The organism is Microbacterium sp. LMI1-1-1.1 (genome assembly GCF_040815675.1).
In the GTDB taxonomy this organism is placed as follows: domain Bacteria; phylum Actinomycetota; class Actinomycetes; order Actinomycetales; family Microbacteriaceae; genus Microbacterium.
The window spans coordinates 511263-531424 of the sequence record NZ_JBFPNN010000007.1 but is presented as its reverse complement, the minus strand read 5'-3'; the positions used below and the strand labels follow the sequence as shown (position 1 = coordinate 531424).

The 20162-nt window shown below is 71.6% G+C and carries 17 protein-coding genes; 10 read left to right on the top strand and 7 right to left on the bottom strand.

The genetic code is table 11. From position 1 onward, the window contains the following. Positions 1-135: 135 nt before the first annotated feature. The 5 genes from MRBLMI1_RS08375 to MRBLMI1_RS08355 are packed head-to-tail and all read left to right on the top strand — an operon-like array spanning position 136 to position 6614. Positions 136-2058, top strand: coding sequence for a DUF6541 family protein (locus MRBLMI1_RS08375; protein ID WP_367729862.1), 1923 nt, complete (start codon positions 136-138; stop codon positions 2056-2058). Beyond that, positions 2055-3275: a glycosyltransferase family 4 protein gene (locus MRBLMI1_RS08370; RefSeq protein ID WP_367729855.1), complete on the top strand. Its 1221-nt coding sequence runs from the start codon at positions 2055-2057 to the stop codon at positions 3273-3275. The genes MRBLMI1_RS08375 and MRBLMI1_RS08370 overlap by 4 nt, the downstream gene beginning before the upstream one ends. Then, positions 3268-4458, top strand: a complete 1191-nt coding sequence (locus MRBLMI1_RS08365; RefSeq protein ID WP_367729854.1) for a glycosyltransferase family 2 protein — start codon at positions 3268-3270, stop codon at positions 4456-4458. Before MRBLMI1_RS08370 ends, MRBLMI1_RS08365 begins: the two co-directional genes overlap by 8 nt. A 3-nt stretch (positions 4459-4461) precedes the next feature. Next, on the top strand, positions 4462-5592 hold the full coding sequence (locus MRBLMI1_RS08360; RefSeq protein WP_367729845.1) for a glycosyltransferase family 4 protein: 1131 nt from the start codon (positions 4462-4464) through the stop codon (positions 5590-5592). Next, positions 5589-6614, top strand: coding sequence for a glycosyltransferase family 2 protein (locus MRBLMI1_RS08355; protein ID WP_367729790.1), 1026 nt, complete (start codon positions 5589-5591; stop codon positions 6612-6614). Before MRBLMI1_RS08360 ends, MRBLMI1_RS08355 begins: the two co-directional genes overlap by 4 nt. Here the strand turns inward: MRBLMI1_RS08355 and MRBLMI1_RS08350 are convergent. From MRBLMI1_RS08350 to rfbA, 3 genes are read right to left on the bottom strand one after another with little or no spacing between them, the layout of a single operon-like run. After that, positions 6598-8016 (bottom strand): sugar nucleotide-binding protein, encoded by a 1419-nt coding sequence (locus MRBLMI1_RS08350; RefSeq protein WP_367729787.1) that lies wholly within the window; start codon positions 8014-8016, stop codon positions 6598-6600. The genes MRBLMI1_RS08355 and MRBLMI1_RS08350 overlap by 17 nt on opposite strands. 4 nt (positions 8017-8020) lie before the next feature. Continuing rightward, a complete protein-coding gene (gene rfbB, locus MRBLMI1_RS08345) occupies positions 8021-9019 on the bottom strand; it encodes a dTDP-glucose 4,6-dehydratase (protein WP_367729785.1) in 999 nt (332 codons plus the stop codon). After that, a complete protein-coding gene (gene rfbA, locus MRBLMI1_RS08340) occupies positions 9019-9888 on the bottom strand; it encodes a glucose-1-phosphate thymidylyltransferase RfbA (protein ID WP_367729783.1) in 870 nt (289 codons plus the stop codon). Before rfbA ends, rfbB begins: the two co-directional genes overlap by 1 nt. A gap of 104 nt (positions 9889-9992) precedes the next feature. On the opposite strand from rfbA, the gene MRBLMI1_RS08335 reads away from it, so the two are divergent. From MRBLMI1_RS08335 to MRBLMI1_RS08315, 5 genes are all read left to right on the top strand, one after another. Beyond that, the gene (locus MRBLMI1_RS08335; RefSeq protein WP_367729781.1) at positions 9993-10883 is read left to right on the top strand and encodes a glycosyltransferase; all 891 of its coding nucleotides are present in this window, start codon (positions 9993-9995) and stop codon (positions 10881-10883) included. An 88-nt stretch (positions 10884-10971) separates the two neighbouring features. Beyond that, positions 10972-11895 carry a glycosyltransferase family 2 protein gene (locus MRBLMI1_RS08330; protein WP_367729779.1) on the top strand — a complete coding sequence of 308 codons (924 nt, stop codon included), beginning with the start codon at positions 10972-10974 and terminating at the stop codon, positions 11893-11895. Between the two features lie 25 nt (positions 11896-11920). Next, on the top strand, positions 11921-13141 hold the full coding sequence (locus tag MRBLMI1_RS08325) for a lipopolysaccharide biosynthesis protein (protein ID WP_367729777.1): 1221 nt from the start codon (positions 11921-11923) through the stop codon (positions 13139-13141). Between the two features lie 96 nt (positions 13142-13237). Next, positions 13238-14107, top strand: a complete 870-nt coding sequence (locus MRBLMI1_RS08320; protein ID WP_367729775.1) for an ABC transporter permease — start codon at positions 13238-13240, stop codon at positions 14105-14107. Beyond that, positions 14091-14831: an ABC transporter ATP-binding protein gene (locus MRBLMI1_RS08315; RefSeq protein ID WP_367729774.1), complete on the top strand. Its 741-nt coding sequence runs from the start codon at positions 14091-14093 to the stop codon at positions 14829-14831. The genes MRBLMI1_RS08320 and MRBLMI1_RS08315 overlap by 17 nt, the downstream gene beginning before the upstream one ends. Positions 14832-14889: 58 nt before the next feature. Here the strand turns inward: MRBLMI1_RS08315 and MRBLMI1_RS08310 are convergent, their stop codons facing one another. From MRBLMI1_RS08310 to purE, 4 genes are all read right to left on the bottom strand, one after another. Further along, the gene (locus MRBLMI1_RS08310) at positions 14890-17031 is read right to left on the bottom strand and encodes an LGFP repeat-containing protein (protein WP_367729772.1); all 2142 of its coding nucleotides are present in this window, start codon (positions 17029-17031) and stop codon (positions 14890-14892) included. Between the two features lie 97 nt (positions 17032-17128). Beyond that, on the bottom strand, positions 17129-18232 hold the full coding sequence (locus tag MRBLMI1_RS08305) for a glycosyltransferase (protein ID WP_367729771.1): 1104 nt from the start codon (positions 18230-18232) through the stop codon (positions 17129-17131). After that, positions 18229-19698, bottom strand: coding sequence for an LCP family protein (locus MRBLMI1_RS08300; protein WP_414685834.1), 1470 nt, complete (start codon positions 19696-19698; stop codon positions 18229-18231). The genes MRBLMI1_RS08305 and MRBLMI1_RS08300 overlap by 4 nt, the downstream gene beginning before the upstream one ends. Next, positions 19695-20162, bottom strand: a complete 468-nt coding sequence (gene purE / locus MRBLMI1_RS08295) for a 5-(carboxyamino)imidazole ribonucleotide mutase (protein WP_367730922.1) — start codon at positions 20160-20162, stop codon at positions 19695-19697. Before purE ends, MRBLMI1_RS08300 begins: the two co-directional genes overlap by 4 nt.

Here is a 20162-nt window from a genome sequence, read left to right as displayed (position 1 = left end):
AGCGGCCGACATCGCGGCCCGCGCCTGTCGAGCGCAACGACAGATCACTTTACCCAACGAAGCCGGGCGCCCGATCTGACCCTCACCGGGGCGTCGGCTACGATTGCTTGCTATTGCCGACGAGACGGGAGACGCATGTCCGGCAGCTGGCTGACGGCGCTTCCGTCGATCGCCGTCGCACTGGCCGCCGTCCTTCTGCCCGGCATCCTCATCCGCCTCGCCGGGTGGAACGTGCGCGACGTCCTCCCGTGGCTGCTCGTCCCGGCGATGTCGGTGACGGTCCTCGCGGTCGCCTCCAACGTCGCCCATTTCGTGCGACTGCCGTGGTCCCCGCTCCCCGTCGCCCTCGTCGCGGTCCTGATCGCCGCCGTCGCCTTCGTCGTGCGACGGGTGCTCCGGGCCGGGGAGGTCGTCTCCGTCCGCCCGGCCCACGCGGTCGGCATGACGGTGGCCCTCGCGGTGAGCGCCCTCGCGATCGGGGTGCAGCTCGTCGTCGCGTTCGGGCGACCGGATGCCATCTCCCAGACGCTCGACAACATCGTCCACCTCAACGCGATCAAGCTCGCCACCGACACCGCCGACGCGTCCGCCGTCCAGATCGGCGCGACCTCGGACATCCCGTTCTACCCGAACGGCTGGCACAGCATCGTCGCGCTGGTCCAGCTCCTCACCGGTGCGCCCATCCCCGTCGCCGTCACCGCGGGGAACATCGTCATCGGCGCGGTGGTCTGGCCGTTCTCGGCCGCGGCGCTGGCCTGGGCGGTCTTCCGCCGACCGCTCGCCGTCGTCTTCGCCGCCCTGCTGGCCACCGGCTTCGGCGCGTTCCCCCTGCTCCTGCTCGACTTCGGCGTCCTGTACCCCAACTTCGCGGGCTACGCCCTGATCGGCGCGGCGCTCGCGGCGGTCTGGCCGCTCGTGCAGGCGTCCGGGTGGCGTGAGCGCGTCCGCCCGTTCCTGCTCCTCCTCCTCATCTCGGTCGGCGTGGGCATCTCCCACCCGAACGCCCTCCTCGGGGTGTTCGCGCTCGCAGTGCCGGCGGTCGTGCTCCTCCTCGTCCCGTTCACCCGCGCCGAGCGCACGCGGGGACGCTTCCTCGCCCTGGCCCTCGTCACGGTGGGGCTGCTGGTGATCGGCTACGCGGTCTGGACCGTCGCCCGCACCAACTACGACATGTCCCGCTGGGGTCCGTGGCAGACGGCGTCGCAGGCGGTGGGCGAGGCCCTCACGCTCGCTCCGCGGCAGTTCCCCATGACGATCGTCCTCGCGCTCCTCCTCGCGGTCGGCGCGGTCGTGATCGCCCGGCGACCCGCCCGTCTGCCCGCGGCCGGTCCGTTCCTCGCCGCGCTCGTCCTCTTCGTGCTGTGCTCCGGCGCCGTGGTGGCGAACCCGATCCGCGAGTTCCTCGCCAACCCCTGGTACAACGACCCCTACCGTCTCGCGGCGCTCCTGCCCGTCGCCGCCATCCCGCTGGTGACGCTCGGCGCGCTGGCCGTGTCCGACGGGCTGCGGGCGGGCCTCGGTCGTCTGCCCGGAGCCTCTGCGTGGGCGCCGGTGGCCGCCGTCGCCGTCGTGACCGCCCTCGCCGCCTCCGTGGCGGTGGGACAGAACGTCCGCGCGACGATCGTGCAGACGCAGGGTCAGTACGCGCTGCGGGCCGATGCGAACGTCCTGAGCGAGGACGAGCTCGACGTGCTCACCCGCCTCGACGAGACGACCCCGCCGGATGCCGTCATCGTCGGCAGCCCGCTGACGGGGGCCTCGCTCGCCTACGCCATCGGCGACCGCACGGTGACCGAGCGCCACGTCTTCGGCACCCGCACCCCCGACGAGCAGTACCTCACGGAGAACCTCCGCGACATCGACTCGGACCCCGAGGTGTGCGAGGCCGTGCGCGCCGTCGGCGCGACCTACGTCCTGGACTTCGGCGACCGCACGGTGAACGGCAACGACGGCTCGGCCTACACCGGCCTGGAGGACCTCGAACCGTCCGCCCGGCTCGTCCTCGTCGACTCCGAGGGCCCGGATGCGAAGCTCTTCAGGATCGAAGGGTGCTCATGACGGACCGTCGCCGCCGCGTCGCCATCGCCTACGACTGCCTCTTCCCGTTCACCGTCGGCGGCGGGGAGCGCCAGTACCGGGCGTTCGCCGAGAGCCTCGCCCGATCGGGATACGACGTCGACTACCTCACCGCCGACCAGGGCGCGGGCGCTCCGCTGACCGCCCCGGACTTCGACGTGGTCACCGTCTCCCCCGCCCTGCGCCTGTACGACGAGAACGGGGTGCGCCGCACCGGGACCGCGGTGGTGTTCGCCCTGCGTCTCGGCTGGGCGCTCCTGCGACGGCGCCGCCGTTACGGCACCGTCGTCGTGTCCGGACTCCCCGCGCTGAACGTGCTGACCGCTCGCGCCGCGCTCCTCGGCTCGGGCACCACGCTCGTCGTCGACTACCTCGAGGTGTGGGGCCGCCGTCAGTGGGCGGAGTACGCCGGCCGTGCCGTCGGCGCCCTCGCCTGGGCGGCCCAGCGAATCGCCGTTGCTCTGACCCCCGTCGCGACATGCCACTCCGCCCTCACCGCCGGGCGCCTGCACGCCGAGGGCTTCCGCGGCACGCTGCTGCGCAGTCCCGGCCTCATCGACGACGACGCGGCGCCGGAGCCCCGGGCGGGGGCAGCGGCCGAGCCCCCGTACGTCGTGTACGTCGGACGCCACATCCCCGACAAGCAGGTCGAGAGCATCCCGGCGGCCGTCGCCGTCGCGCGGCGGACGGTCCCCGGGCTGCGCCTGGTGATCCTCGGCAGCGGCCCGAGCACCTCCGACGTCCGTGCCGCCGTCGACGCCGCGGACGCCGCGGCCTGGACGGAGCTCCCCGGCTTCGTGAGCGAGGACGATCTGCACCGGATCGTGGGCGGCGCCGCCGCCGTCGTCAATCCCTCGCGGCGGGAGGGCTACGGTCTCGTCGTCGTGGAGGCCGCCCGCCACGGCGTCCCGGTCGTCCTCGTGGAGGACCCCGACAACGCCGCGACCGAGCTCGTCGAACCCGGGACGAACGGCGCCGTCGCCGCCTCCCCCGCGCCCAGGCCCCTCGGCGACGCCATCGCCGAGGTCGTGCTCGCCGGTCCGACCCTGCGCGACCGCACCCGAGAGTGGTACGACCGCGCCCGGCGCGAACGCACGATCGACGCCACCATCCGACAGCTGCTGGAGGTCGTCGACCCCGGCCGCTCCGCCGTACAGCAGCAACCGCAAGACGCCCCTGGAGGGGACCCCCGTGACTGAAACTCGTGACATCGAGCTGACCATTCTCATGCCCTGCCTCAACGAGGCGGAGACACTCGAGACCTGCGTCCGGAAGGCCAAGGGCTTCCTCGACCGCACCGGCATCTCCGGCGAGGTCGTCGTCGCCGACAACGGCAGCACCGACGGCTCCCAGGCGATCGCCACGGGTCTGGGCGCCCGCGTGGTCCCGGCGTCGCGCCGCGGCTACGGCGCGGCCCTCCTCGCCGGCATCGACCAGGCTCACGGCACCTACACGATCATGGGCGACGCCGACGACAGCTACGACTTCACGCGGCTGGAGCCGTTCGTCGAGCGCCTCCGCACCGGCTCCGACCTCGTGATGGGCAACCGCTTCGCCGGCGGCATCGAGCCCGGCGCGATGCCGCCCCTGCACAAGTACCTGGGCAACCCGGTGCTGTCCTTCATCGGTCAGCTCTTCTTCCGCCCCGGCATCGGCGACTTCCACTGCGGTCTGCGCGGCTTCAACACGGAGCGCATCCGCGCGCTGTCGCTGAAGACGACGGGCATGGAGTTCGCCTCCGAGATGGTGGTGCGCTCCTCCCTGGCCCGGTACCGCATCGACGAGGTGCCCACGACCCTGAAGAAGGACGGCCGTTCGCGCCCGCCGCACCTGCGCAGCTGGCACGACGGGTGGCGCCACCTGCGCTTCCTGCTGCTCTTCGCGCCCCGCTGGCTCTTCGTGTACCCGGGCCTGTTCGCCTTCCTGCTCGGCGCGCTCACCGTCGGCATCCTGTCCTTCGGCGGGGTCCGCATCGGTCAGATCGGCTTCGACGTGACGACGATGGTCTACGCCAGCGCCCTGTGCATCCTCGGCTTCCAAGCCCTCCTGTTCTTCTGGCTGACGAAGCTGTATGCGACGCAAGAGGGGTTCCTGCCGACGAGCGAGCGCTATCGACGCATCATGTCGAGATGGACGACGGAACGCGGGCTCCTCGCCGGCACCGTGCTCTTCCTCCTCGGCGTGGTTCTGGGCGTCGTCCAGGTCTCGCAGTGGGCCGCCCTCGGATTCGGGCAACAGGATGCCGTGGACGTCATCCGCGTCGCCATCCCGAGCTCCCTCGGCATCATCCTGGGCTTCCAGACGATCATGATGAGCTTCTTCTCCGGTGTCCTCACCGTGCCGCGCCAGGACATGGAGCCGGAAGCCGTGATCGAGAGCTGACGGATGACGCGCACCCTCGTCGTCGATCTGCTGGGGTTCACCGGCGGACGCGGCGGCACCGAGACCTACGCCCGCGAGATCACGGGACGGCTGCCGGCGCTGCTCCCGGGGACGAGGCTGGCGGCGCTCGTGTCCGCTCCGGGCGCGGCCGAGGTGCGGTCGTTCTTCCCCGGTGACGTCGAGCCGGTGCCCGCCGTCGGCGCCTCGCCGTCGTCGTGGGCTGCAGGAGAGGTGTTCCGGGCCGAGCGCGCGGCACGGGGTCTCGGCGCGACCGCCCTCTGGGCGCCCGCCAACTTCGGTCCCGTCCGTCGCGGCATCCCGCGCGCCGTGACCATCCACGACCTCATCTACCACCAGGTCCCGGGGGCCGGCCGGGAGCGCCTCTTCCGCCGGGTCACCGCCGAGCTCATGGCCCGGTCCGCCCGCACGGCCGACGCGGTCATCGCGGTCTCGCACGCCACCGGCGAGGAGGTCCGCCGCCGCCTCGGGCTTCCCGCGGACCGCGTCCACGTCGTCCCCAACGGGACCACGCCGCCCCCCGTGCCCGCCGATCGGCGGACGGATGCCACGGGTCGGCGTCTCGTGCTGAGCACGGGCAACCGGATGCCGCACAAGAACCACGTCGGCCTGCTCGAGGCCGTCGCGGTGATGCCGCCGGCATCCCGCCCCGACGTCGTCATCACCGGCGGCGGGACGGACGACCCCCTGGCCGCCGACGTGCACCGGCTCGGCCTCCAGGACCGGGTGCAGCTTCCTGGTTGGGTGAGCGGCGCAGAGCTCGAGGAGCTCTACCGGCGCGCGGACGTGTACGTCTGCCCCTCCCTGCTCGAGGGCTTCGGACTGCCCGTCCTGGACGCGCTCGGCCGCGGCTGCGTGGTCGTGGCCAACGACATCCCCGTCCTCCGCGAGGTGGGCGGCGACACCGTCTTCTACACCGACGCGGAGGACCCCGGCGCGCTCGCGCGCACGATCGACCGCGCCCTCGCCTCGGCCGACGACGAGACCCGGCGCGCCGCCGGCCGCGCGTGGGCCGGGCGCTTCACCTGGGACGCGGCCGCCGCGGGCACCGCCGCCGTCCTCGACCGGCTGCTGGACGGCCGCGCCGGCACCGGACGCGAGGAGCATCGCCCATGAGCACCACCGGCGGCACCGCCCGCATCGACGTCGTCGTCCCCGTCTACGGCGGCTGGGCGCACGTCGAGGAATGCCTGCGATCGCTGCGCGCGCAGACCTCGCCGGTCAACGTCTTCGTCGTGGACGACGTGTCTCCCGACGACACCCCCGACCGCGTGGCACGCGAGTTCCCGGAGGTCACCCTTCTGCGGAACCGCGTCAACAGCGGGTTCGCGACGTCCTGCAACCACGGCATCCGTGCGGGCGCCGCGCCCTACGTCGTCCTGCTCAACAGCGACGTGATCGCGGAGCCGTCCATGGCGGCTGATCTGCTCGCGACCTTCGACGCCGCCGACGAGCGGACCGGCAGCGTCTCGCCCGTGCTCTCCGACCGGGAGGGCAACGTCGACGCGTTCGGCACCTGCGCCGACGTGACCCTCGCCGGCTACGTGCGGTGGCACGGCGTGTCGTCTCTGCCCGCCGACGCGGCGCGGCGGGCGCCGGTCAACCTCGGCCCCTACGGCGCCCTGGCGGCCTACCGCCGGGCGGCGCTGGACGACGTCGGCCTCCTCGACGAGAACATCTTCATGTACGGCGAGGAGCTCGAGCTGTCGCTGCGCCTGGCCGCCGGCGGGTGGACGTCGCTGCCGCTCCCCCGGGTGCTGGGCTCGCACATCGGCGGCGCGAGCGCGGGCGTGGAGTCGCCCCGCCAGCGCTATCTCAGCGCGTTCGGGCGGGCGTACACGCTGCGCGTGTACGACGTCCTCCGCAGCCGCCACGCGGCTCGGACCGTCTTGACCGAGCTGGTCGTCGTCGGCGCACGCCTCGTGCTGCGCCGGGACGTCGCCTCCCTGCGGGGGCGCGTGGCGGGCTGGCGCGCGGGCCGGGGCGTGCCGCATCGACGTCGCCCCTCGACGGGACTCGACCGCGGCATCACCTTCACGCAGTCGCTCCGCATGCGTGGCGACGGCTTCTGGCAGGGTCTGGCGGCCGCCCCGTCCGGCACCGACGGGGACGGCCGTTCGGTCACGCCTCAGGCGTGAGGTAGCCCTCCAGGCGCTGTGCGGTGGGCGCCGTGGGCGTCCAGGCGCGGGTCTTGGCGAGGTCGAGCACGCTGTTGCGCGGACGCGGGGACACCGGGGCCGTCGCGGCCGAGAAGTAGTCCGCCGTGGAGGTGCCGCTGACGCGCTCCGGGTCGTGGCCGGTCAGCCGGAACACCTCGCGCGCCGCCTCGAACCAGCTCTGGGGCTCGCCGTCGCCGGTGACGTTGTAGACGCCCGACGGCGCCCCGCCGTCGATGAGGCGTCGGATGGCCGCGGCGATGTCCGCGGTGAACGTCAGGCGGCCGATCTGGTCGTCCACGACCTTCGGGTCGATGCCGCGCTCGGCCAGCGACGCCATGGTCCGCACGAAGTTGGCGCCGTCGCCGATCACCCAGCTCGTGCGGACGATGTAGTGGCGTGGGACGACCGAGACCACGGCATCCCCCGCCGCCTTGGTCTGCCCGTAGACGCCGAGGGGGCTGACCGGGTCGTCCTCGCCGTAGGCGCCGTCCTTCGCGCCGTCGAACACGTAGTCGCTCGAGACGTGGACGAGCGTGATGCCGTTCAGCGTCGCGATGCGGGCGAGGGCCGCGACGGCGGTCACGTTCGCGGCCCAGGCCGCGGTTCGTCCCTCCGGCGTCTCCGCGGCGTCCACCTTCGTGAAGGCGGCGGCGTTGATGATCGTGCCGTAGTCGCGCCAGCGGCGCGCCGTCCCGAGGTCGGGCGCGGTGAGGTCGAGGTCCTCACGGCCCGCGTACTCGATCCAGGGCTGGTCGCCGTACTCGGCCCGCAGCGCGCGACCGAGCTGGCCGTTCGCTCCGGTCACGAGCACCTTCTTCGGCGGCATCGGGACCACGTCGGCCAGGCGCGGGTGGTTCTTGTCCTTCTCGCTGATCTCGACCTGGTCGAGCGGAATGGGCCAGGCGACGGCCGCGGTCTCGTCCGCGAGGTTCAGGAACGTGTACGTGGCGTCGGGCGACCAGTGGTCGTTGACGAGGTAGGTGTACGCCGTGTCGGGCTCAAGCGTCTGGTACGAGTTGCCGACACCGCGCGGCACGAAGATGGCCTTCGAGGGGTCCAGCTCGGTCGTGTACACCGCGCCGAACGTGTCGCCCTCGCGGAGGTCGACCCACGCGCCGAAGATCCGGCCGGTCGCGACCGACACGTACTTGTCCCAGGGTTCGGCATGGATGCCACGGGTCGTGCCCACCGCGTCGTTGAAGGAGATGTTGTTCTGCACCGGCCCGAAGTCGGGCAGGTCGATCCCCGCGGCGGTCATCTTCTCGCGCTGCCAGTTCTCCTTGAACCAGCCGCGCGAATCGCCGTGCACCGGGAGGTCGAGGACGACCAGCCCGGGGATCGGGGTCGTCGTGACGGAGAGCTGCTTGCCGAAGGCGGTCACCGGGTCACTGGCCCTTCGAGGCGTAGAAGGCTTCGACGCCGTCCTTGGCGGGGGCCCACCAGGACTCGTTGGCGCGGTACCAGTCGATGGTCGCGGCCAGGCCGGACTCGAAGTCGCCGTAGGCGGGGGTCCAGCCCAGCTCGGTGCGGAGCTTGGTGGAGTCGATGGCGTAGCGCAGGTCGTGGCCGGCGCGGTCGGTGACGTGGTCGTAGGCGTCGGCGGGCTGGCCCATGATCTGCAGGATGAGCTCGACGACGGTCTTGTTGTCCTTCTCGCCGTCGGCGCCGATGAGGTAGGTCTGACCGATCTCGCCCTTGTCGAGGATGGTCAGCACGGCCGAGGAGTGGTCGTCGGCGTGGATCCAGTCGCGCACGTTCTCGCCCTTGCCGTAGAGCTTGGGGCGGATGCCGCGGATGACGTTGGTGATCTGTCGGGGGATGAACTTCTCCACGTGCTGGTACGGGCCGTAGTTGTTGGAGCAGTTGCTGATGGTGGCCTGCACCCCGAAGGAGCGGACCCAGGCGCGCACGAGCAGGTCGGAGCCGGCCTTGGTGGAGGAGTACGGCGAGGACGGGTTGTACGGGGTGGACTCGGTGAACCGGGCCGGGTCGTCGAGCTCGAGGTCGCCGTACACCTCGTCGGTGGAGATGTGGTGGAAGCGGGTCTCGTGCCGGCGGGCGGCCTCGAGAAGGGTGTACGTGCCGATGATGTTGGTGTCCAGGAACGGACGCGGGTCGTGCAGTGAGTTGTCGTTGTGCGACTCCGCGGCGTAGTGGACCACGGCATCGGCCTCGGCGACGAGGGGGTCCACCACCGCGGCGTCGGCGATGTCGCCCACGGCCAGGCGCACCCGGTTCTCCGGCAGCCCTGCCAGGGAGGCCTGGTTGCCGGCGTAGGTGAGCTTGTCCAGCACCGTGACGGTGTGGTCGGTGTGCTCCACGACGTGGTGGACGAAGTTGGACCCGATGAACCCGGCACCGCCGGTCACGAGAAGGTGCGCCATCAGCGGCCTCTTTCCAGAATCTCCAGCAGGTACGTCCCGTACCCGGATTTCACCAGCTTGTTCGCCCGCTCCCGGACCTCGTCATCACCGAGGAAGCCCTGCCGCCAGGCGACCTCCTCCGGCACGCCGATGCGAAGACCCGTGCGGCGCTCGATCGTGCGGACGTAATCGGCCGCGTCGGTCATCTGATCGAACGTGCCCGTGTCCAGCCACGCCGTCCCGCGCGGGAGCACCTCGACCTGCAGCGTGCCGCGACGCAGGTACTCCGCGTTGATGTCCGTGATCTCGTACTCCCCCCGCGGGGAGGGAGCGAGGTTGCGGGCGATCTCGATCACGTCGTTGTCGTAGAAGTACAGCCCCGGCACCGCATAGTTCGACTTCGGCTGCGCCGGCTTCTCCTCCAGCGACACCGCCGTGCCGTCGGCATCGAACTCCACCACCCCGTACGCGGCCGGCTCGGCCACCCAGTACGCGAACACCGCACCGCCGTCGACGTCGGCGTACCGCTTCAGCTGCGTGCCCAGACCCGGGCCGTACAGCAGGTTGTCGCCCAGGACCAGGGCCACCTTGTCGTCGCCGATGAAGTCCGCGCCGATCGTGAACGCCTGAGCCAGCCCGTCCGGAGACGGCTGCTGCGCGAAGGACAGATTGATCCCGAACTGCGACCCGTCCCCCAGCAGACGCTCGAAGAACGGCGCGTCGTGCGGCGTCGTGATCACCAGGATGTCGCGGATCCCCGCCAGCATCAGCGTCGACAACGGGTAGTAGACCATCGGCTTGTCGTACACCGGGATCAACTGCTTCGACACGCCCAGAGTGATCGGATGCAGACGCGTACCAGACCCACCGGCCAGAATGATGCCCTTCACGGCTCCATCGTCGCATACCGGGCCTCCCCGACCCGGCCGCGACGGCGCGGGCGACGGGACCGGCCGATTAGGCTCGGGACGTCGTCCTGATGGAAGGTTCCCCCGTGTCGTCCGACCCCGCCGCACCGCTCTCCCCCGTCGTCGTGGCCGTGGTCGCCGCGCACAACGCGCCGGCGGACCTGCCCGCGAGGTGCGCCGAGCTGGCGCCGCAGGTGGCCTCGACGGTGATCGTCGACGACGGCACCTTCAGCGTGGATGCCGCGGACTACGCCTCCCACCCGACCCATGTCGTGTCGCTGCAGGAGAACCGCGGCATCGCGGGCGCCCTGAACGCCGGAGTGGCCCGCGCCCGTTCGCAGGGTGCGACGCACGTGCTGGTGCTCGACCAGGACTCCCGCGTGGCGCCCGGCTACGTCGCCGCCGGGCTGGACGTCTTCCGCGCGGAGGAGGCCGCGGGGGTGCGGCTGGTCGCGGCCGTGCCGGAGACGGTCGAGAACGAGCGCATCACCGTGCTGCGCGACGGGCGGCCCTTCGACCCGATCCAGTCCGGTCAGCTGATGTCGGTGGCGGCGATCGCGCAGGTCGGGGCGTTCGCGGACGACTTCGTCATCGACTCCGTCGACAGCGAGTACACGCTGCGCGCCCGGGGCGCCGGCTACGAATTCGCCGTCGTGCCGGGCAGCGACCTGGAGCACACCCTCGGGGAGCCCTCGCCGCTCGTCCTGTTCGGTCGCCACCTCACGTTGCTCGGCAAGCCCCGCTTCCGCCGGTACCACCGCCCGTTCCGCACCTATTACATGGTGCGCAACGGCCTGACGCTCTGGCGTCGGCACCACCGCGGCAACCTCGGCTGGCTCGTGCACCGCACGGCCTTCATGCTCGTGGACGTCTCGTTCAACACCCTGACCGCGCCGGACCGGTGGCAGCAGTTGCGCGCCGGCCTCCGCGGGCTCCGCGACGCCGCGCGCGGCCGCATGGGCGCCATCCGCCCCTGACCCGGTCCGCACACGGCCCGCGCCGCCCTGAAAGGGGGCCGCGGGTCGGTATGTCATAGTTGACGACGCATCTGACGAAGGGATCGGCGTGACGTTTGCTGCAGTGGTGGTGTCGTACAACCGGCGGGAGCTGCTCGAGAAGTGCCTGACGGCGCTCGAGAACCAGACCCGACCGCTCGACGAGATCATCGTCGTGGACAACGGGTCGACGGACGGCAGCGCGGAGTACGTCGCCGAGCACCACCCCGACGTCTTCCTGTTCCGCACCGGTGCCAACCTCGGCGGCGCGGGCGGATTCGCCTGGGGCGTGGAGATCGCCCTCGCCCACGGGCACGAGGGCGCCTGGCTCATGGACGACGACGCCGAGCCCGAGCTCGACGCCGTGGCGCCGCTCATCGAGGCGTTCGAGACCGTCACCCCGACGCCGTCGTTCGTGGCATCCCTCGTCACCGCCGGCCGCGGCACGTACAACAAGCGCAACCCCCCGGTGATCAGTCACGACGCGGAGCGCCAGGTCGTCGCCCACGCGCACGGCGGCATCGCCATCGACACCGCCACGTTCGTCGGCGTCATGGTCAACCTGCGCCTGGCCGCGAAGACGCACCTCCCTCTCAGCGACTTCTTCATCTGGCTCGACGACTCCGAGTACACGCACCGGCTCTCGCGCCGGGAGCTGGCCCTCGTGCTGCCCGCCAGCATGATCAACCACCCGGACAACAAGCCCGTCAGCAACGACATGGCCGGGCGGCTGTTCTACTTCCTGCGCAACTACCTCTGGTACATCCGCGAGCGTCAGGGCAAGCTCAGCACCGACATGCTCGACCGCGTGGGGCTCGTGGTCCACGCCGCGAAGCAGTTCCCCGTCGCCGCCGACAAGAAGCTCTGGGCGACCTCGGTGGCCAAGGGCTTCGCGCAGGGCCTGTTCTCGCGTCCGCGGCGCCAGAAGCCCGGCAGCCTGCTGGCGACCCTCGCGCCCGAGGAGCGCGCGCGGGTGGCCGGCAGCGCGACGTGAGCCCGGTCCCCCCGACGGCTCGGGCATGAGACGCGGCAGCAGCGCCCGCCGTCTCGGAGGGTTCGTCCTCTCCACGGGCTTCGGCTCGGCGGTCACTCTTCTCGCCGTCCCGGTCGTCATCGACGGCGCGGGCCCCCTCCTGTGGGGCGTGCAGGCGGCCATCCAGTCCGCGGCGGGCCTGTTCGGCGTCCTCGTCGCGTTCGGCTGGGGGACGACGGGCGCGGCCGAGGTCGCCTCGATGCCGCCCGGCGCACGCCCCCAGTGGTACGCGGACTCGCTCGTGAGCCGCCTGTTCCTGTTCGCCCTGGGCTACCCGCTCATGGTGCTCGTGATGTGGCTGCTGAACCCGACGCTCCTGCCGCTGGTCGTCATCGCCTCCGCGGCCTACCTCGTGCCGTCGCTCGGAGGCGCCTGGTACTTCGTCGGCGAGGCCCGCCCCGACCGCCTCTTCCGGCTGGAGGTCCTCCCGCAGGCGCTCGGCATCCTGGCGAGCCTGCCCGTCATGATCTTCACGCGCGACCTCGCCCTGACGATGCTCGTGCAGCTGCTCTTCAACGTGCTCGCCGTCTCGCTGTCCGCCCGCGTCATCCTGCGCGGCTCGGGTGCCCGCGTGTCCCCCGGCCTCGCTCCGGCCTTCCGCCGGCTCGGCGGCCAGCGCCACGCCGTGGTCACCTCGGCGACCTCCGCCCTGTACGTGGCGACTCCGCTCCTCGTCCTCAACGCCCTCGCCCCCGCGGCGCTGCCGGTCTACGCGATGGGCGACAAGCTGTTCCGGTTCGCCCTCACGGCCTTCGCCCCGATCCTGCACTTCGTCCAGGGCTGGATCTCGGAGCGCGGGCCGGAGCACCGCCCGGAGCGCATCCGTCGCGTGATGACGCTCATCCCCCTCGTCAGCCTGGCCGGGGGCGCGTGCATCGTCCTGCTCGGCCCGTGGGCGGCGGGTCTGCTCTCGCAGTCCGCCATCCCGTTCGGTCCCGAGCTCAGCGTGCCGTTCGCGGTCGTGCTCTTCGCCGTGACCCTCAGCCAGGTGCTGGGTCTCGCGTGCCTCGTGCAGCTCGGCCGCGCCCGCGATCTGGCCGCGTCCACGCTGCTCGGGGCCGTCGTCGGCGCGCCGATGCTCGTCGCGGGCGCGCTCGCCTTCGGCGCCCCCGGGGTGGCGTGGGCGCTCGCGCTCTCGGAGGTCCTGGTGGTCCTCTACCAGGGCGCGGTCATCGTCCGGCTGCTGCGGACGCGTCCGGCATCCTGACCTCCCCCGCCGCGGCGGTCGCCCCGCATCCGCATCCCATCGCCGCACATAAGATTGACTGGTCCCTCGACGGATCTCAGAAAGGTCCCGCCGCCTGTGTCGCCCCACCCGACCGCTGATAACGCACGTCTGACGACCCCCGGCGCGACGAGCGGTCTCCTCGAGGTCTTCCGGCGTCGGTACCTGCTCAGCCTGATCATCCGCAAGGAGGTCGGCATCCGCTACCGGGGCTCGGTCCTCGGCTGGCTGTGGTCCTACGTCAAGCCGCTCGTCCAGTTCGTCGTCTTCTTCGTCGCGCTGGGCATCTTCCTGAACCTCAACGCCTCCATCGCGTTCTACCCGATCTACATGCTCGCGGGCATCACGATCGTCACCTTCTTCAACGAGGCCTTCTCCAACGGCACGCGCTCCCTCATCGACAACGCCTCCCTGATCAAGAAGATCTACCTGCCGCGGGAGATGTTCCCGGTGGCGAGCGTCCTCGTCGCCGCCGTCAACACGCTCCCCCAGATCGTCGTGATCGTCGTCATCGCGCTGTTCCTCGGGTGGGCGCCGTCGGCGCTGCAGCTGCTCGCCATCGTCCTCGCCCTGGTCATCGTGACGATCCTCTCCGTCGGGCTCGGGATGCTGTTCGGCTCGGTGAACGCCACGTTCCGCGACGCGCAGAGCTTCGTCGAGATCATCGTCATGTGCGCCGTCTGGGCGTCGCCGGTGATGTACCGCTGGCAGATGGTCGCGGACAACGTCCCCGAGTGGGTCTTCGACCTCTACCGCCTGAACCCGCTCACCCCCGCCGTCGAGCTCTTCCACTGGGGCATCTGGGCCCCTCTCGGCGGCTCGAACTCGGAACCCATGCCCGGCCTGCTGACGTATGCGCTCATCGCGCTCGGCACCTCTGTGCTCGTCCTCGGCATCGGGCAGCTCGTGTTCCGTCGACTGGAGGGTCGCTTTGCCCAAGATCTCTGACCAGCGGGAGGCGAGCGTCCTCGTCGAGGGCGTCCGGAAGAACTTCAAGCTCCGTCACACGCACTCGTTCAAGGAGACCTTCGTCGCCGCGATGCGACGCAAGCCCCTGTCGACCGACTTCCGCGCGCTCGACGACGTCTCCTTCCGCATCGACGAGGGCGAGGCCGTCGCCCTGCTCGGCTACAACGGCTCCGGCAAGTCGACGATGCTCAAGCTCATCTCCGGCGTCCTCAAGCCCGACGAGGGCAGCGTCATGACCCGCGGCCGGGTCGCGGGGCTCATCGAGGTCGGCGCCGGCTTCCACCCGGACCTCTCCGGCCGCGAGAACATCTTCCTCAACGCCGCCATCCTCGGCATGAGCCGCAAGGAGATCGAGGACCGCTTCGACGAGATCGTCGCCTTCAGCGAGATCGAGCAGTTCATCGACACCGAGGTGAAGCACTACTCCTCGGGCATGTTCCTGCGCCTCGCGTTCTCGGTCGCCATCCACACCGAGGTGGACCTGCTCCTCATCGACGAGATCCTCTCGGTGGGCGACGAGCCGTTCCAGCACAAGTGTCTGGCCCGCATCCGCGAGCTGCACGCCCAGGGCAAGACGCTGGTCGTCGTCAGCCACGACCTCGACATGGTCTCGCAGCTGTGCGACCGCGGCATCCTGCTGCGTCACGGCAACGTGATGTTCGACGGCGACAGCCGCGAGGCCGTCGCCCTCATGCGGAGCTGACCGGGCGCGAATCGACGAAGGGCCGGCGCGCGGACGCGGCCGGCCCTTCGATCCGTGCTCAGGGAGTGCGCGCGAACGACACCGTGTTGGTGGCGCGGTCCCAGGTGGCGGTACCCGTCTGGAAGCGCTGCGTCTGACCGGCGGTCTGTGCCGTGACGGCGCCCACCGGGTAGCCGAGCGTCCCGGCCTCGTAGCCGTTCTGACGCCAGTAGGTGCGGATGGCGCCGTAGGTCTCCCAGGCTCCCGTCGCCGCGGACCAGCTGATGGCCCCCTGCTGGAAGTTCTGGTAGCAGCCGTTGTCCTTCGTCCCGCACGTGTACGGGCCGACGGGGGCGCCCAGCACGCCGGACGCGGCCGACAGGGCGACCCAGCGCTTGCCGACCTCACCGGTCACCGGGAACGCGCCCGCCGTCGAGGACCAGCCGATCCCGCCGCCCTGGAACGTCTGCGAGGCGCGGCCGTCCGCGTTGACCGGTGCCGCGGTCGGGTACCCGAGGGCCCCGCCCTCGAAGCCCGCGTTCTGCCACGCGCCGCGGATCGCGCCGTACGTCTCCCACGCGCCTGTCGCGGACGACCAGGAGATCGCACCGAGCTGGAAGTTCTGGAAGCAGCCGCCGTCCTTCGTCCCGCACACGGGCGCCGCGACGGGGTAGCCCAGGACGCCGGACTCGAAGCCGATGGCCGACCACCGGGCGCGGATCTGCCCGTAGGACTCCCACGCGCCCGTCGCCTTCGACCAGCTGATGGCCCCCTGCTGGAAGTTCTGGTAGCAGCCGTTGTCCTTCGTCCCGCACGTGTACGGGCCGACGGGGACGCCCAGCACGCCGGACGCGGCCGACAGGGCGACCCAACGCTTGCCGACCTCACCGGTGACCGGGAACGCGCCCGCCGTCGAGGACCAGCCGATCCCACCGCCCTGGAACGTCTGCGAGGCGCGGCCGTCGGCGTTCACCGGCGCCGCGGTCGGGTACCCGAGCGCACCGCCCTCGAAGCCTGCGTTCTGCCACGCCGTGCGGATCGCGCCGTACGTCTCCCACGCGCCGGTCGCGGACGTCCACGAGATCGCGCCGAGCTGGAACTCCTGGTAGCAGCCGCCGTCCTTCGTCCCGCACACCGGTGCGGCGACGGGGTATCCGAGGACACCGGTCTCGTAGCCGAGTGCCGCCCACCGGGCACGGATCTGCCCGTAGGTCTCCCAGGCGCCCGTCCCCGGCGTCCAGCTGATCGCTCCCAGCTGGAAGTTCTGGAAGCAGCCGCCGTCCTTCGTGCCGCACGTGAACGGACCGGTCGGCAGCCCCAGGGTGCCGGTACGGCCGCCCAGCTCGTTCCAGCGGTCCACGACGGCGCCGCCCACGGGGTAGGTGGTGGAGCCGAACCAGTCGGTGAAGTAGTTGAAGAAGTTGCGGTTGCCGTAGGCCGAGCAGCCGTCGCCCTCGCCGTATCCCGCGCGCAGCGCGGCGGCGTTGGGCTGGTAGGGCGTGTAGTAGTAGAGGTTCGACGTGGCCTGGTTCGCCACCGCGACCGGCGACGATCCGCACGACTCGCTGGGGTTGTACCGGATGTTCCAGGTCTTCCCCGGGGCGTACCAGGTGAAGTACTGGCTCGTGCCCGGCGGGTTGGCGTAGCGCTTGAACTGCCAGGCGGCGCCGTAGACCTGGTTGAAGAAGCCGTAGTACCGCGTGTCGCACGCGGCGGTGTCCGGGCAGCCCTGGCCCATCGCGATCCGGTAGCGCCAGTCGCTCGGCCACGTGTGCGTGACGAGCCCCTGCTCCTTCTGGAGCGTCGTGAGGATGACCTGCGGGTTGATCCCGCAGGCCTGCGCCACCTTTAAGATGATGCGGGCCGCGCGTTCGCGGGTCCCGCCCGAGTACGCGCCGCACATGGCGTCCGACGAGGTCGTGCGCGACGTGTCGTACCAGTCCTTGAGGCAGGTGTAGCCGGACTGGCAGACGGGCACCTTCGACTCGAGGAAGGACTGGATCTGCGCCTCGGTCATCGTGCCGCTCGCGAAGAACGCGTCGTTCGTGATGATCTGCGAGGCGTTGAACCCCGACGGCGCGGCGGCTGCCGCGGCGACCGGCGCGACCGCTGCCGCCGATGCCGTCGCGGGCGCCTCGACGGGCGCGATCGCCCGCGCCGGTGTCGTGCCGGTGAGGAGGCTCACCGTCACCGCCCAGGCGGCGACGATGACAGAGGCCATGCCCAGCACGCTGCGGCGCCCATGTTGCTGCATGTGCTCAGTGTGACTTATGAGGAAGGTGAGAACCAAATGTCTTCTCGGAACTCCTCGCGCGCCGCTACAGTTCCGCGTGCAGCGCCCACACCCGGTCGGCGCACGCCTCCCACTGGAATCCCTTCGCCCGGTCGCCGGCGAGCACCCGCAGCCGCTCCGCCCCCGCGCCCAGCGCGTCGGACAGCACGGGACCGAGCTGGTCGGCCGGGGCGAGCGCCGCGGCATCCGCCAGCACCTCCCGGTGCACGGGGGTGTCCACCGCCACGATCGGCACGCCGACGGCGAGCGCGTCGACCGCCCGCCACGGCCAGTCGGTGCGCGCGCAGGCGGTGACGTAAGCGTCCGCGTGCGACAGCACGGCGGCGCGGTCCCACCGGTCGAGGGAGCCGCGCGCGTGGACCCGGGACTCCGGGATGCCGGCAGCGGACGCCAGCTCCGCCACCGCGGGCTCCTCCCCCTCGGGAACGTCGAGCACGACGACAGGGCCGTCGTACGACGCGGCAGCCACCGCGGCGAAGGCGTCCGCGAGCGCGTCCGACGGGGCGGCCCCGCCGGAGACGGCCACGAACGTCGACGGCAGATCCAGCGCGCGCAGGCGACCGACGGCATCCGAGGGCACCCGGAGTCCAGCCGCGGGTGCGCCTCCGACGACGCGCACCTTGGACGCGAACTTCGTCTTGGCCACCTCGTTGAGGCGCTCCGCCATGGCGTGCGTCGGCACGACGACGGCGTCCGCGTGCTTGCTCACGCGCTTCAGGAGGGCCCGCGCGGCGAGGACCTCGGCCGTCGGGAGCTCGTCCGGCGTCTCCCAGGCCCGCAGGTCCCAGAGCGACACGACGATCTGGTGCGTCTCGTTGACCCGGTCGTGACGGACGAGCGGCGCGAGCGCGGTCGGCGAGTGGATGAGCCCCTTGCCGACGCCGGCCACGACGCCCAGCTGCCAGGAGGCGGCGAGCTCGCGCCGGCGCATCGGCAGGCGCGTCTCGTCGACGAGCCCGGTCACGCCGGCGGCGTCGGGGAGTCCGGGCGCGGGCACGATCGCGGCCACGTCGCACCCGCGGGGGGCGGTGTCGACGAGGGCCTGGGCCAGGGACGCCGACGCCTCGGCGAGGTCGCGCGAGGTCTCGGCGACGAGCTGGTCCAGCACGACGCGAAGGGTGACGGTCACGATGCGGGATCCTCCGTGGCGGCGGGCGGGTGGAGCGTCGCCTGCACCAGCTGCTGCACGTACGCGTAATCGGGGTCGTACTCGTCGATGCCGCCCTCCGGCGTGAGCTCCAGCGTGGTGACCGGCTGCTCCTTCGCCTTGAGCGCGAGGTCGACGAGGGTGGGGGCGATGAGGCCCTGCGGCAGGTCCGTCTCGACGATGGCCGTTCCGGCGGCCGCGACGTCCTGGAACCGGGTGAGCACGTTCTGCGGCGTGGACTGCGCGAGGATCGCCTCCTGCAGCACGCGCTGGCGCTTCATGCGGTCGAAGTCGCTCGTCGTGTACCGCGACCGGGCGTACCACTGGGCGGTGTCGCCGTCCATGTGCTGCGGGCCGGCCTCGATCCATCCGATGGCCCAGTCCTCGGCGGGCTGACCCGAGTACGCCGGGCCGCCGCCCTTGGGCAGGCGCTGCTCGACGGTGATGTCGACCCCGCCCAGCGCGTCCACGAGGGCGGCGAAGCCGTGCATGTCGATGAACACGTAATAGGGGATCTGGATGCCGAGGATCCCCTCGGCCGCATCCTTCGTGGCCTCGACGGCCGGTGTCGAGCCGGCGCTGCGGGCGTCCGGATAGAGGGCGTCGCCGTCCTGGCAGACCTCCACCTCGGTGCGCAGCTGGTTGATGCCGCTCCCCCACCCGCAGGTGGCGTTCGCGACGCCCTGGTGGCCGTTCGGGTACTTGTCCTGCATCGGCCCCGGCGCGAACGGGAAGTGCGGCATGTCGCGCGGGATGCCGGTGATCGTGGTCGCGCCCGTCTCGGCGTTGATGGAGACGACGGAGATGCTGTCATAGCGCATCGAGTCGCGCCCCTCGCCGGAGTCCGCGCCGAGCAGGAGGATGTTGTAGTAGCCGTCCGAGGGCGGGACCACCGCCGCGGACTGCCCGAACAGATCGGCGAAGGCGTCGCGGGTCGTCCCGGCGGCTTGCGCGGCCCACGCCGCGCCCGAACCGGACAGGACGAGCAGCACGATGGAGACGACGGCGATCGCGAATCGCGCGATGCGCCCCGTCCTGACGAGCCGCACGAGCCGGAGCGTGTCGATCGTCAGCACGATCCAGAGGACCGCGTAGCCGACGGCGGCGACCTGGACGAGGGTGAGCGGCACCCACCGCAGCCAGGCGAGGAAGTCGGGGATGAAGGCGCCCGTGGCGATCGCGAACGTCTGGCTCGGCATGAGGACCGCGCCGAGCGCCACCAGGACCAGGACCGTCCAGAGCGCCAGCGTGGCGCCGAGCCCGAAGCGGCCGAGACGACGATCGCCGGCGAGCACCTGCGCCGATCCGGGGACGAGGAAGTTCAGGACGACGAGCCACCACCCCCGCCGTGTCATGACCTGCGGCGACCCGATATCGGGGTTGCGGAGCGGACGCTGCTCGATCACCGTCGCCCGCGTCCGCGGACGCGACGGGGCGGCCGTGCTCACAGGGAGTCCTTCAGCCGGCGGTTCTTCTCCTCGACCTGCCCCTCGAGGTCGCGCGCGTACGCCTCGACGCGCTCCGCGGTCTCGGCGTCGGCGGCACCCAGGATGCGGACGGCCAGCAGACCCGCGTTCTTCGCGCCGTTGATCGACACGGTGGCCACCGGGATGCCGGCGGGCATCTGCACGATGCTGAGGAGGGAGTCCAGTCCGTCCAGTGTCGACAGCTGCACCGGCACGCCGATCACGGGCAGGGCGGTGACCGAGGCCAGCATGCCCGGGAGGTGCGCGGCGCCGCCGGCCCCCGCGATGACGGCGCGCAGGCCGCGCTGTCGGGCCTCGCGGCCGTAGCGGATGAGCTTGTCGGGCGTGCGGTGGGCCGACACGACCTCGACCTCGTGCGGGATGCCGAACTCGGTGAGGATCTGCGAGGCGTCGCTCATCACGCGCCAGTCGGAGTCGGAGCCCAT

What these genes read in the sequence shown, in the direction of transcription:
- MRBLMI1_RS08370 (WP_367729855.1), top strand. Translation starts at nt 2,055, where the DNA reads ATGACGGACCGTCGCCGCCGCGTCGCCATCGCCTACGACTGCCTCTTC.
- MRBLMI1_RS08375 (WP_367729862.1), top strand. Translation starts at nt 136, where the DNA reads ATGTCCGGCAGCTGGCTGACGGCGCTTCCGTCGATCGCCGTCGCACTG.
- rfbB (WP_367729785.1), bottom strand. Translation starts at nt 9,019, where the DNA reads ATGGCGCACCTTCTCGTGACCGGCGGTGCCGGGTTCATCGGGTCCAAC.
- purE (WP_367730922.1), bottom strand. Translation starts at nt 20,162, where the DNA reads ATGGGCTCCGACTCCGACTGGCGCGTGATGAGCGACGCCTCGCAGATC.
- MRBLMI1_RS08310 (WP_367729772.1), bottom strand. Translation starts at nt 17,031, where the DNA reads ATGGCCTCTGTCATCGTCGCCGCCTGGGCGGTGACGGTGAGCCTCCTC.
- MRBLMI1_RS08360 (WP_367729845.1), top strand. Translation starts at nt 4,462, where the DNA reads ATGACGCGCACCCTCGTCGTCGATCTGCTGGGGTTCACCGGCGGACGC.
- MRBLMI1_RS08355 (WP_367729790.1), top strand. Translation starts at nt 5,589, where the DNA reads ATGAGCACCACCGGCGGCACCGCCCGCATCGACGTCGTCGTCCCCGTC.
- MRBLMI1_RS08325 (WP_367729777.1), top strand. Translation starts at nt 11,921, where the DNA reads ATGAGACGCGGCAGCAGCGCCCGCCGTCTCGGAGGGTTCGTCCTCTCC.